The organism is Bartonella taylorii (genome assembly GCF_023920105.1).
Lineage (GTDB): Bacteria > Pseudomonadota > Alphaproteobacteria > Rhizobiales > Rhizobiaceae > Bartonella > Bartonella taylorii.
Genome location: NZ_CP083693.1, coordinates 60,409 through 74,141, shown reverse-complemented (window position 1 = coordinate 74,141; position 13,733 = coordinate 60,409). Strand labels below are relative to the sequence as shown.

Annotated in this window: 12 protein-coding genes; 7 read left to right on the top strand and 5 right to left on the bottom strand. The window is 36.4% G+C overall.

Features of this window, described 5'->3' with window-relative positions; translation table 11 throughout:
- Positions 1–7: 7 nt before the first annotated feature.
- The 5 genes from LBE40_RS00355 to LBE40_RS00335 form a co-directional block, all read right to left on the bottom strand.
- Entirely contained in the window at positions 8–763 is a 756-nt protein-coding gene (locus LBE40_RS00355) for a Maf family nucleotide pyrophosphatase (protein ID WP_040296757.1), read from the bottom strand.
- Positions 764–979: 216 nt separating this feature from the next.
- Positions 980–1,198: a translation initiation factor IF-1 gene (infA, locus tag LBE40_RS00350; protein ID WP_004857577.1), complete on the bottom strand. Its 219-nt coding sequence runs from the start codon at positions 1,196–1,198 to the stop codon at positions 980–982.
- A 1,445-nt stretch (positions 1,199–2,643) separates the two neighbouring features.
- Entirely contained in the window at positions 2,644–3,225 is a 582-nt protein-coding gene (locus LBE40_RS00345) for a disulfide bond formation protein B (RefSeq protein ID WP_004857579.1), read from the bottom strand.
- 10 nt (positions 3,226–3,235) lie between these two features.
- Positions 3,236–3,388: a DUF5993 family protein gene (locus LBE40_RS00340; protein ID WP_004857582.1), complete on the bottom strand. Its 153-nt coding sequence runs from the start codon at positions 3,386–3,388 to the stop codon at positions 3,236–3,238.
- 932 nt (positions 3,389–4,320) lie between these two features.
- A complete protein-coding gene (locus LBE40_RS00335) occupies positions 4,321–6,255 on the bottom strand; it encodes a type IV secretory system conjugative DNA transfer family protein (RefSeq protein ID WP_245256390.1) in 1,935 nt (644 codons plus the stop codon).
- Between the two features lie 1,014 nt (positions 6,256–7,269).
- On the opposite strand from LBE40_RS00335, the gene LBE40_RS00330 reads away from it, so the two are divergent.
- The 7 genes from LBE40_RS00330 to LBE40_RS00300 all read left to right on the top strand — a co-directional run bounded on the left by LBE40_RS00330 (position 7,270) and on the right by LBE40_RS00300 (position 12,952).
- Complete coding sequence (locus LBE40_RS00330) at positions 7,270–7,995, top strand: tRNA lysidine(34) synthetase (RefSeq protein WP_004857586.1); 726 nt, start codon at positions 7,270–7,272, stop codon at positions 7,993–7,995.
- A complete protein-coding gene (locus LBE40_RS00325; RefSeq protein ID WP_004857588.1) occupies positions 7,985–9,208 on the top strand; it encodes an MFS transporter in 1,224 nt (407 codons plus the stop codon). Before LBE40_RS00330 ends, LBE40_RS00325 begins: the two co-directional genes overlap by 11 nt.
- Positions 9,205–9,582, top strand: a complete 378-nt coding sequence (locus LBE40_RS00320) for an AAA family ATPase (RefSeq protein ID WP_004857590.1) — start codon at positions 9,205–9,207, stop codon at positions 9,580–9,582. The genes LBE40_RS00325 and LBE40_RS00320 overlap by 4 nt, the downstream gene beginning before the upstream one ends.
- A 103-nt stretch (positions 9,583–9,685) precedes the next feature.
- On the top strand, positions 9,686–10,081 hold the full coding sequence (locus LBE40_RS00315; RefSeq protein ID WP_004857592.1) for a P-loop NTPase family protein: 396 nt from the start codon (positions 9,686–9,688) through the stop codon (positions 10,079–10,081).
- 889 nt (positions 10,082–10,970) lie between these two features.
- A complete protein-coding gene (locus tag LBE40_RS00310) occupies positions 10,971–11,123 on the top strand; it encodes a DUF5993 family protein (RefSeq protein WP_004857594.1) in 153 nt (50 codons plus the stop codon).
- 10 nt (positions 11,124–11,133) lie between these two features.
- The gene (locus LBE40_RS00305) at positions 11,134–11,721 is read left to right on the top strand and encodes a disulfide bond formation protein B (RefSeq protein ID WP_004857595.1); all 588 of its coding nucleotides are present in this window, start codon (positions 11,134–11,136) and stop codon (positions 11,719–11,721) included.
- A gap of 454 nt (positions 11,722–12,175) precedes the next feature.
- Positions 12,176–12,952: a class I SAM-dependent methyltransferase gene (locus LBE40_RS00300; protein WP_004857597.1), complete on the top strand. Its 777-nt coding sequence runs from the start codon at positions 12,176–12,178 to the stop codon at positions 12,950–12,952.
- Positions 12,953–13,733: the final 781 nt, after the last annotated feature.

The following is a 13,733-nucleotide window of genomic DNA, read 5'->3' as shown; positions in this document are numbered from 1 at the left end:
AGTTTCTCTAGTCTGTTTCTCCAGTCCAAGCAGAGAGAAGTGGGTAGCGATAAGCTATGAGAAGATCCATTGTTTCAGCCAACGGCAAGCCAACCACATTAGAATAAGATCCAGCGATATGAACCACAAAAGCACCAGCTTTCCCTTGAATAGCATAGCCACCGGCTTTTCCTTCCCATTCACCAGAAGCAAGATAAGCCCTCATCACGGGAGCAGCCAACCGTTTAAAACGGACGCGACTTTCGACCAATTTTATGGTTATTTTCCCACGCTCATTCAGCGCACAAACAGCACCGTAGACGTTATGAGAGCGTCCAGAAAGAAAGCGTAAACATTCATAGGCCTCATCTTCACTCTCTGGTTTAGGCAGAATGGTATGCCCAACAGCAACCACAGTATCAGCGGCTAAAATGACCATTTTCTGCGTCAACAAAGCTTCTTGGCTTTTCTTTTCTAAAGAAAGCTTTTTATTTTTCTGAGCCAATGGCACCTTTTCACTCTTTTTGCTATACTCAAAGAGAGTTTCTTGTGCTTTAAGGGCTTTTTCCTTTGCCAAACGTTTTGCAAGAGAGGCAGGATGTTCTCCTAATTTTGGTGTTTCATCGATATTGGTTACACAAATATTATGAGGAACGATACCTATTTGTCCCAACAACAGCAAACGACGCGGTGAAGCAGAAGCAAGCACCAATTGAAGCTCTCCAGAAAGAGGCTTCCTTAAGTAAGTTTTGTCCCCTAAGTAGGTCTTCTCTATGTCTCCCATCATTTTCCCCTCAGAGTAATTGTAAGCTCTCATCCACTTGGTTTTGGCATCACTGATTTTATTTTGTAGGCTGCAAAAACCTTTACACATTGATCACGAAGGTTCATTAGATCATTTTAATTTTTTTCCCTTTTTCATTTTACTCTTTGAGGAAAAATTAAAGCACTTTGAAAAAATGCTTCAGGATTTTTACAGAAAATGAAAATCATCCATAAGTTATTTATAGCGATATGTAATGCGTCCTTTGGTCAAATCATAAGGGGTCATCTCAACCATAATTTTATCACCAGCTAACACACGAATACGATTTTTGCGCATTCTTCCAGCGGTATGAGCAATAATCTCATGATCATTTTCCAACTTCACGCGAAACATCGCATTGGGGAGAAGTTCAGTTACAATACCAGAAAATTCCAAGACTTCTTCTTTTGACATAAACAATAATTTCCTTTACAGTGCACGTAATTTTTTTAAATTTTATGTTATTTCCAGCGTTCATACCCTATTTTCTTGGTTTTGTGAACAAAATTCAACAAAAAGAAAAACCTTTTTCTTTTTGCGTCTGTTCCCTGACACCCTTAAAAAACTGTAGCCCCAGAGCTTTTGTCTCCAGAAATTTTAGCTAATTTGTGAACATGGCTTTTGAGCAGGTTCATAAGAAATTTTCTAGATTGATGAGAAATTGTCTAAACATTCTTCGACGCTCTTTCGACTCATCTTTTACACCATGCGTTCACCCCCTCCTCAAGCGCCCTATTATCTCGCTCTTCGTTCCCTCACTCCTTTTTTTGTCCTCATCATTGCTTCTTTCACGAACACATTCTTCGCCTCACTCTGAAAAACCTTTTTCCTCAAGCGTTAGCATTTACAAAAACAATCCTTCCCTTTTACTCTTCACTTTTACAGATTTAAATTTTTACGCTTTTATATTTTTAAAGATTAATACTTTCACGCTTTTACATATTTAAGTATTTAAAGAAAACAGCAAATCTGTAAAAATGGATTATACGCTTTTGCGTTATACATCCTCAAATACCATCGTGAAATGGCATTAGAAGAAACCATAAAACAGCCATACGAGAATATAAAATATGCAATGTACCCCTTACCACATAATTCCCGCCACATAATCCCCGCCACATAATCATTGTCACCGCATTCTAAACGCTCACAAGTTGTATTTGGTAAAATTGCTCATATATGGTGTTTGGGTGGAATGGTCACAACTTCATCAGACAATTCTGCCGTAAAACCATCATTAAAAATGTTTGTCACGCTCTCCAAACAAAAGCTAGAAAATTTAAATACGAAAGGGGAAAAGAACGCGTTAGCGCATAATTCTGCCAATCTAACAAACTATTGCCAAGCATATCAACCAATGAAACATGGAAGAACCAGAGAACAATATACAACAAAAAAGAGGTCCACTCATTAGTGGTGGACCTTTACGAAAATTATTCAGCGACAATTTTCTAAATTCAAAACCCCATACTCCAGAAGTATTAGGAACCTCAGAAGCATCCAAATGAATATTAACAGAAGATTCGATTAGCATAGAATAAAAAAAGCAACAAGAGCAAAAAAATACAACTCAGAGAAAATTTTCTCCTCTCAAAGAGAGAATTTTTATACAAGACTATCATTTAATTTTTGTCGTATAAAAGCTTATAGCTCTCTACAAATACTCTTTGGTGCAAAGAATATAATTGTATGGAATCAATTGAACCCGCCGCTAAAAGCATATCCGTTTACAAGAGTACAAAAATCTTATTTAGATTTTTCTCAAAAGTTTTTGCAAAAAAGAGGCAGCATTTACAGCATTGCCACCTCTCTCTTTTTTCACCATTAAGATCTTTATATCCGGAAATTATGAAAAGATTTTAAGATGAGGAAGGAAACCAGTTTGACAACAATTCATATCTCACGGGATCGTCAGCACATTGGCCACCACCACATTCAAGTACGGTAGAAATTAAGTTCGCTGCAATCAAAAATATGAATAAGAAACTTGCTGTTTTACTCAATATAGGGAAAGGAGAAAATGTTTTAAATTTGTGCGCCAATTCGCCTAAAATCATGACGAAGGAAACTGCACCAATACAAAGAACTGAAATAATGAAAGCCCAAGTATAAAAATGCAATCCAAAAAACGTTGATCCATATCCAAGATCATCTGGTGTGATATGCAAAAACACTTGCCGAGCAGCAACAATACTGGTTACCATGCAACCAAGAATAACCATACCATAATGGGTATTTTTCACCTTATGGTGAATATTGAGTAAAAATCCACAACCAGCAAGCATCAAACCAACGCGTTGCAGAAGACAAAGGGGACAAGGTAACTCAAACTTTACCAATTGATAATAAAATGCCACCACCAAAACAATGGATAATCCAATAAGTCCTAGCGTATTCATAAAGATGACAAAATGAGGGTTTTTTTGTTCAATATGTTCCATGGCTATTCTCTCAAAAAGATAAGTTTAAAGTAGAAGTTGCGTGGTGATTAAAAGTGAGAAGAATGACAACTAACAAAACAGCCCACAGAACATAACTTATATTTTTTTTGCCATACACGGTTGTTATAGCCGTACCTAAAGCGATTAAAAATGGAACAAACATAGCCTAAAAGTCTCCTTTCTTATTATCGATGTATAACATATTACAAAATTGGGCAAAAAAGAGACTATGGATTTATTATTCACAATTCACCATTCACTTTTATTGTCTTTAAACAATGGTAGAGAGAATAACAGAAAATATAGAGCACTAAAAGCGAATATCAACCAAAGCACTTGCTTGTGTGCTTCCCTTATAGCTCCCAAAAGGACTACTCCCCCTAACAATGCCCTCTTATAATGACAAAGCAAGCATCACTTGTCCAATATTGAGATTTTACCTCTCCTACTTTACAAAAAAACACTTTTATTTTTTATCTTACTTTTGCCACTAAAATCTCTTATTTATTACTAAAAATGGTTCAAATTATTACATTCCTTGCATGTTACGAGATTTCTCCCCCTTTAGCCAATAAAAAATGAAAACCACTTCTAAAAATCTTACAACAAACCATTCTCTCCAAAACTCCACCTTCCCTCCTTTCTTTTTGGGCTATTTTTTAATAAATGGCCATTAACACTGATACCCCGTTCCGTTATGTGAAACACATCATGAGGCAAGGACTATGAATGATTTTAAAAGGGGGATAGAGCCGCTAGGACAAGCTCCAGATTGAAGATACCTTTTTCAATAAACACCTTAACGATAGGCACCTCTGGAAGACAAACTCCTTAACTTTCTCCCCACCTTAAAGAAGGCAGATTCTCACCATCGCCGGTCTGTAAACAGTCCAGCTTCTCTCGGCGAGTTCCTTACTGCTAACCACGCATGTAGTTCACTTCAAAGCAAACCCTACCCTGAATATTTACCACACACCCTAAAAACACCTAATATGTGAAGCTTTACATGCCTTATATCGCCGCCCTAAAAAAACAGTACAATAAAACACGCACGAACAAGAGAACACAAAGTTAGAGCGATCATAACTTGCTTCATCAAATAACAAAGCCTTTCTTACCTTCTTTAATTTCATGTCTCTGATGCAAACGATCTGTAACAGGAGGAGAAATTTTTGACCTTTCTGAAAACACAGGATCTAAAAAATAAAGGATTTTGGTTCCTCTAATGACACTATTGCCAGCTACAAAAATAAGCATTTCACCAGTTTCAACAATATTCCCTAAATTGTCTTTTTTGGCTCTAGGCAAGCGCATGATCTCATCCGGCGTCATCAATGGGCGGCGTGTTTCCTCATAAGACGTTGAAACCTGCTCAAGTACCATACCAAAACGTTTTCCAGAAGTGGAAACCTTTTCGCGAACAACCGTTGTTACCCCAGCCATTTTACTTATCCATTCAGCTGTTTCGACTGTATTAGGTGCATACGCAATACGAATATGACAATTCGAAATAATGCTTTCATCCCTTGAATAAGCCTTGTACAATTGCTGCATATTTTGTGCAATGATATAAGCTTTAATTCCGGACTCAGCAATATAAGAAAGCGCCTTTTCGAATATATCCAATTTTCCCAAAATTGGAAATTCATCAAGCATTAAAAGCAAACGATGTTTGTGACTTGTTTTTGATCTCCCATCAACAAATTCCATGTTACTTGAAAGAGAAAGAACCATTTGTGTCAACAGCAATCGCGCTAAAGGTCTCATTCTATTTAAATTGCGCGGCGTTATAATAAAATACAGCGAAACAGGATTTTCAGCATCCATCAAATCACGGATATAAAAATCACAATATTTTGTATTTTCACCAACAATAGGATCTCTATAAAGAGACAGAGCATGATTTGCCATCGAAATAATAGGCTCTAATTCACATGCTGGTGTTCCAGACATACGAAAGCCAACACCATTGATAACAAGTTTTGCTTCTTTATCTGCATCTTGAAACAGAGGATCATCACTTTTTATATCCAGAGTTTTCATTTCATGAAACAATGCAGAAAGTGCTTTGGGATCTCCCTCATCATCAAAGTCATCATTATCTTCAACGACAGCAGCAAAATCTCCCACTCCCGTTAACATGTGTGCACAGTCTTGCAAACAAGAAACACGTCCAATTTTCTCTGCTTTGTAAAGTGCATGAAGAATGAGACCATTCAAAAGTTCAAAAGCAGCGGATCTGAAATGGTCACCTGCAATCCCTTTTCCATCGTCATCAATAAGCATTAAAGCTATGTTTTGTGCATCCGCTACTTGATAACATGTTCTAAAACGAATTTCTCCTAATGGATTCCATGAACATCCAACTTCAGGTTCTGCTGGATCAAACCTTAAAATCTTATTCCCTGCATGCTTTTTCCGCCATCCAGCAGTGACGGCATAATTTTCACCTTTGATATCAAGAACAAAAAGACTGTGTGGCCAACTCAAAAGAGTAGGAACGACTAAACCAACACCTTTACCAGAGCGTGTAGGTGCTAGCGCTATAATGTGTTCTGGTCCAGAATGGCACAAATAATGCAATATTTTCTTTTTTGGATCAGAGTATCCACCACAATATATGCCTTCTATTTCTTGATTGCAGCGTGGTACAAGCCCCATTTCTTGAATTTCATCAAAAGTCGCAAAACGCGCTGACCCGTGTAAATCATCGGTACTTTTATTACTCCTCGAAGAAAAACCCACCCAAAGAGTAAAACCAACAAAACCAATTAAAAGACCAGCACAAAAGAGAACAAATATTACATTACACCGACTAGGAGCATAATCATAAAATTTAAAAACCCAATAAAGCCAAGAAAAAGGTGGGTAAATTCCTTTAAAATTGGCCCCAAGAGAAAGACTATAATGAAAAATATGTGCTAAATACTGTGTACAACACTGATTAAGAATAATAAAATAGAAAACAAAAAAAACGAAAAATATTAATCGAGATTTTCTTTTAGGTGTGTGTGTAGATTGATTTCCCAATTTTCCCCCCATTGAACTTCAGCATTCTCTGTATACCTATACACAATACAAATGTACAAGAGCTCTTATTTTTTCCCTCTCAAAGAAAATGACCTTTATCGCGTGATAAGATCTATACCAATAGCTTTATCTTGCATTTTTTCATAGAACTTTGATGAGTTATAAGAAAGACATAACATGTTATTTTTGTATCGTTTTTATTTTTTACATGAAATAAATACTTCTTTGTATTTTTATATTTTAAATATAAAGGATACGAGATCGACATATTGATGAATTAAAATGTTTATACGTCGAGATTAAAACTCTGTTTTACAAAAGGAGGACTATTATAACACAGGAGAATCTAGCTATTAATCCGTTGTTACAAACAAGTGGAGAGAATGTGCTAAATGTAGAAAAAGTTGCACTAGAATTTTTAACAAAAATGGCTGAAACTCGAATGGGATTAGAAGGCGAAGATAAAATTTGTTCTATCAGTTCTTCAGTTTTTTCTGGTTAATTTATTTATTCTACCGACATCATTGGGGGAGACAGATGATTGTTTTTCGAGTTGTAACAGCACATGGGGTTCGTAATTTATTTTGCCCATCAGAAGAGTTATTAGTTGAATAAGTTTTAAAAATATATGGCATTCCGTATAATGCAGTGTGTGCATATAAAATTTTTCAGGATGGCAATGTTGAGGTAGTATCTTTTTTTTGGAAAGACTGTACAGCAGTTACTAGAAAATCTAGGAAAAGAAGAGCTTATTTTTAGAACAGATAGAAATATTGATTATAACAGTTTATTAGACCGAAGGAAAAATATTTATTCTAAAGTTGATGATCAAATTGTAGCGGAATATATTTTTGATAATCATAAAGAAAAAGGCAGAGAACATGTTTTTTTAGTAAAGAAGAATGTCGTTCCTTTGTTTCGCTAGAAGTTCGCAAATTCAGAGATAACTTTTTTAGTTCTTATAGCGGTGAGAAAATAATTGTTGGGGTCAGTGGAAGCGGGGATTCGAATACATTGTTAAAAAGTTTAATAAAAGTTGGAATACCTAAAGATTCTTTAGTTCCTGTAATGATGTTAGGAATACCAGATTGGGATACAGGGGTTTCAAGAGCTCAAAAACTTTGCGACGATATTGGTTTAGAATTGTACCTTGTTCATTCAGATGAAGTGGGTCAATTATTAGGTGTCGCAGGGACAGATTGGGCAGGGAATTTTAAAAAAGCGTATCCAGAATCTGACTTAGAGGTTATTGGCACTTTAGCAGTGCAGCTGGCTTTGTCTCATGTTGCTCGAAAATTTAAAACAAATCTTGTTGTAACTGGACTTAATTTAGAAGATCTGCTTGCCGAAAGTTTTTATAATATCATGAGAGGTAAAAATATTTTACCCTTTCCTGTGCGTGAAGTGGACGCTATTCGTATTTGTTACCCATTATACCGTTGCCCAAAACGTATTTTAGATGGTTGTTACCCGAAGTATGCCTTAGAAAATTATTTGGCAAGAGATCGTAGCCATATGTATTGGAGAGCAGTTTCCTATTATTTATCTCAATCTATGAGTACAGTGTTGCCAGGTATAGAATTTATGCTGATAGATGGCTTGCAAAAAATAAGTACGCGCAATGCATTTGAAGTCAAATTTTATGAAGAACTCGGATTTAGTGCCGAGCCACATTTGACAACAGAGGAAGTTACAAAATGGCTTAGCGCTCTGTCTGGGATCGTAAAAAATGTTGCGTAATTCTGTTTTTCTTATGATTTTGGTTGGAAGTTTGACAAGTTTCTGTACTGGTGGCGTATTATCTATTGGCCTTTCTTTGTTACAATTACAAGATACAACTGGAGAGACGTCTGCCACCTTGAATGTAGTTAATTTAATTGCAATAGGGATTGCAGGCTTATGTTTGGGGAATGTGTTAGCACGCTATCAAGGCTTTATTATTGGGTTTTATAGTCAAATTGTTTGTGCTGGTTTATTGTCTTTCTTACTATTCATAAACAATCCAGTGCTTATTTTACTTGTGTTTTTTTTACTTGCTCTCCTGATGGGGGTTGATAACCCGAATAACAACAGTGCCCTGAATCAGCTGGTTCCAGACCCCAAACAAAAAGCCAGTATGTTTGCATTTTATACCAGTTGCTGCCAATTTTTTGTTATTATTTCTCCATTGCTTATATATTTTATAATTGCGCATTTGGGGCACGAAATGGCTATAGCCTTTGTTGTATTTATTTATCTTTTAAATGCCAGTTTATGGTTTCGTATAAATTCTATACAACAAATAAACAGGGTAAAAGAACCATCGAAAAGAGCAACCCAAAGAGCTTATGGGGTTGGTTTTAGATGTCTTTGGCGGATTTCTGCTTTACGTTTTTTGACGATTAATCGTATTTTAAATAACTTTCTTTATACAGGATCTATTGTTTTATTGCCGCTTGTTCTTGCATCTATAACATCAGATAATATAAAATTCACAGCCATTCAAAATTCTATTTTTGCTTTGTTGGCACTGGGCTTTGTAGTCAATGGTTTCGTCTCATCCTATTATTTACGCAAATCTCCGTCTTTGATTCGTTTTTTCGTATGGGGAGCACCGGCTTTTGCAATAATCGCAATCTCTTCCGTTTTATATTTAGATTTTACTAAATATTCTCTCTATATTATGGGTTTTTTATTAGGTATTGGGCAGTTTTATTTTAGAGTGTCTGGGATAACAATTGGTCAAGCTGTCACACCTAGTGAAAATTTGGCAGAGGTGATTTTGGTAGGCGATGCCAGTGTGCGTATCATAACAGCTTTATTCTCTATTGTGCTTTTATATGCGGCAAACTTCTTTTCATTTTCTATATTATACAAACTTTGTATATCCATAGGTTTTTGCGCGCCTTTATTTATTTTACAGGGGCTATCTATTTACTTAAAAGGCTTAGCAATAAAAAAGAGCGTTGCATGAACGACATTAAATTACTACGTCAGTTTTTCTCTAATCATGGTATAGATAAAAAAATTGTACAAATACTAATAACATTAATTTTGAATGAGCATATTGCGTGGGAAAAGCCGAGGTGTCTGTTAATATCAGGTGCCTCTGGTGTAGGTAAAACGCATTTAGCCCATTTAATCAACGAAATCGCAAATAGAACTATGGTAACTATTGATTCCAAAACTCTATCAGAAGTTGGTTATAGTAGTAAAGATCCTTCAACGATGTTTGAAGGAATATTTCGCGCTACATCAGGTAACTTAAGTGAGGCCGAAAGGGGTATTATCCATTTAGATGAATTCGATAAATTAGCTACCCATATAGGGTCGAGAAAAAGATATTAATGGCATTGGAATACAGCAATCGCTTTTGAAGCCTTTAGATGGTTTTACTTTAAATTTGACAGTTCAAGACATATAAAGATTACGTCCTGTTGCTTCAGTCAATTTGAAAACAGATAATCTAATATTCATTTTTACTGGAAGTTTTAATGGTACAGCGATATCTTCTCCTGAAGATCTAATTAAAGCCAATTTCTTGCCAGAATTAGCTTATCGTATAGATTTCTATTTGCATTTAGAAGAGCCAAATTATAACGAATTATTAGCAAGTATTCATTCAGAAGGGTTATTGGAAAAAGCAACAACTTTTGCAGCTAAATACGACTTGAATGTTTCCTTTAAAGATAATTTCGAAAAAAAATTAGCACAATTTGCTTTGCAAAAACAAGGGAACTATAGAGCTATAAAGTTTATTTTCAATAACACTATATATTATAAAATTATAGCATTAATCTCACTGAACTCTCACTCTTATCATTTCACCGAAAATGATCTGTTGTAGTTCGATATTCAGTTTTATACTCAGTGGCATTAGGTAGGGAAAAGTGATAATTTATTATTTTTATGACTATTCTCATTCTCTCAAAAAGAATGACCTTTGTTGTTATTGCACGAAATATCTATACTAACAGCTTTAGCTTGCATTTTTTCATAAAGCTTGCGCATCACCTTCATATTGTTCCGCTTCACATAAATGATAGACTTTTCAGCTAATGTTAAATGCGCTTTGTAGAGATTTCCCAACTGCGTATAATGCGAGACACCATTATCTTCCGTGCTTCTTATAAAGCAAGAGAAGATTCACTAGAAAACCACTAGCCTCCGAACACATTCAAGCCGTTGAAAAACAGTTTGAAGTTAACCACATCTTGCGTGTATTCGGCCAACTATAGTACTTTTTGCTCTTTCCCCCAAAATAACGACTAAGAAGACTTTTACCATGAATAGGCACAACATATGATTTTGGGAGCTTATATCTCTTAAAAACCATTAAGCACCACCATCTTTACGCTTATGCAGGTGCAAGCCGACGTTATCATACTATTTGTCAGCTCAAAATTTTGCAACAACCCTTGCATTGAGAAGATTCACAAGAAGCGTTTTATGCCTTTCTTAAACGGTATTCATCCACATTGTGATCCCTTACTTTTATCTACACACCAACTCTGCTTTTGATGTGTAGGAAATGGTTTTAATTGATGAAAAAGCGAGTGTACCGTTCAACAACAACAGTTAAATGCCTTTGTTGAAATCCTCTTTCCGCGGTTTTTATACTTTGACTATTTTACTATAGTCGTAAAAATAATGATTGTGGACAAATTAAGCTTGAACTCTTTTTCGACACTTTTTGCAATATCTTGTGCATCAGTAAGAAAGGAGATTTTTAAGCTATGTTTGTTCCGTTTTTAGTTGCTTTAGGTACAGCAATAATGACTATATATGGCAAAAAAAACATAAGTTATGCTTTCTGGACAATTCTGTTCATTATCACCCTTTTTACTCTTTATCGTCATGAAACTTTACTTTTAAACATGTCTTTTTGAGAACATAATCATGGAACTTGCTGAAAAAAATCATCATTTAACCATATTTATGAATGTATTAGGGCTTATTGGATTATGCGTTGTCTTGTTGATGACTTTCTATTATCAATTAACAAAGCCTGTATCATCAGTTGTACCATGCCCCCTTTGTCTTCTTCAACGCCTTGGTTTTATAGTTGCTGGTTGTGGATTTTTGTTCAATATTTTCCATAAGGTGAAAAATATCCATTATGGTATGGTTATTCTTGGTTGTACGGTAACTTGTCTTTCTGCCGCTCAGCAGATCCTTTTACAGGTTATGCACAGTGATCTTGGAAATGGTCCAACGCTCTTTGGAATGCGTCTTTATATCTGGGCATTTATAATTGCAGCTCTTTATATTATTATAGTTGCCTTCATCATGGTTTTAACTGGATTGGCACGCAAATTTAAAGTATTTGCTCTTTTCCCGATGCTGAACAAAATGGTAGGTTTCCTCTTTGTGTTTTTGATTGCCGCAAACTTGCTTACCGCTATACTTGAATGTGGAACTGGACAGTGCACCGGTAATCCCATAAAATATGGGATGCTTTTAAATGGAATTTCTTCTTTATCTTAAAGGCTTTTGCCATAGGCTTCCAATCTATGTGTCTTCTCTGAAACGGAAACAGCCTCATGCGGAAAGAATATGAAGTTTGATGGGTAAAAACCAATTCCCATCTTCACTATCACCCTTTACTTCAGCTTTACGTCTTATAAGGTCCCTTTTGACATCGCAAGAGAATTCGCCTCTTTAAACCTCACCAGCAAAAGTCGTGCAGCATGACATCTTAGCTTGATTGCGATTGGCTCGAAAACGCATCATTTAAAGAAGGGAAAAATGCCGGCTCACCATCTAAGCATCAATTTTATAGATTTATAGAAGGCAAGAGTGAAAGCGTCAAAAGGCAATTCCCATTCACCCCTCCTCCAAACTTATGCTTAATGTACTAGCCAAAGAAGAGCTTTTCAATTATGCCATAGGAAAGTTTTTTAACTATATATGCCAGCAATTGTAAGGGGGCGTACAGCCTATGATACAAAGCGTTCAACCGCAAAGTGAAAAGTTTGACGGCTTAGCTGATGATTATGATCGCTATCGTCCGCGCTACCCCCTCACCTTATTAAAAACCATGCTACTTCCTTTTAAGAACAAAAAGCATTTATCTATCGTAGATGCAGGGGCCGGAACAGGCATCGCATTAGAAGGGATTGTCAAACTTCTAGGGAACGAACATCAATATCATGCTATCGATCTATCGGCAGACATGATTAAGCAAGGGCGAAAAAAGTTTCCCACTGTACAGTGGTATCAAGGCCGAGCAGAAAGCCTATTGCCCCAAATAGGTGAGGTCGATCTTGTCGTTGCAGCACAAGCGTTTCAGTGGATGGATCGTCCTCAATTGCTTTGCACTGTCTCAAGAAAACTCCGAGCTGGTGGTGTAATGGCGGTTATTCAAAACAATCGCGACTTTAAACATAGCGAATTTCTAGCCGCTTATGAAGCATTGTTAGAAGAAATGAGCCCCAACTATTCCCGTTATTATCGTAATTTTGATTTTTTACAGGAAATGAGCAATGGCTTTGGAGTAACACCAGAAAAGGTTACTTTACATACGCACACTTGGACGATGACAATCCCATCGGAAACCTTTATTGGGATGAGCCGTTCTTCAACACAAGCACAACGCGCCATTGCAAGCCATGGGGAAGAATATTTGCAACAATTGAGTGCATTGATAAAACAATATGAAGTGCAGGGAAATTTGGAACTTTTGTATCGAAGTGAACTCTATATGTACGCAAGATAATCTTACATCTATAGTAGCCTCCACTACCTTTCAGAAAGCCCGCAAACGTCAAATTTGGTACATTAAAATTGTTTTACGCCAAGCCCTGCACCTATCGGCATCCTTGCCCAATAACAGCTTGTTTTGTGCTTCTTCCGCGGGGTTTCCTAGACGATGGAAACAAAGGCTTGTTAATCTTCTCAATAAACGCGGATCTGATATCATGATTGTAGAGAGTGGTTATTATTATTAAGAGTTTGCTCCTCACTCCGCCTCCTATAAAAACAAACAAAGACTATTTTAAATCTTATTGCCAATCTCCTCAAATTACCTTACCAATAAACCTCGTGAGTTTGGTCGTACAGCGACGATCAACGGGGGACCAAAAGCCTTAAATTTTAGCATAAAATGAACCCACTGTGTAGATATCTTGAGATTCCGGGAGTTTTTGCTATGTCCAGGTGCGATAAGCACTAAAAGCAAAAAGCTGATTCGAGGTCAGTACTTTCAGACTCCCGGAATACTCATGCGAGGGCACTCACACCCAACGGGGCTGTAAATTAAAATCCAAAAGTCCACATTTCCCCAAAATAGGCATTTTAACAACATTTCTGTGAGGTAAAATTCGCTTCAGAAAAGAAACCTTGAGAATGTCTCAAATGTTTTAAATCTTATTGCCAATTTCCTGAAATTGCCTTATTAATAAACCTTGTGAGTTTGGTCGTATACGCGACGATCAATAGGGGATTAAAAGCCCGAAACCTAAACATAATATTAACCTACTCTGTAGGTGTCCCGGAAT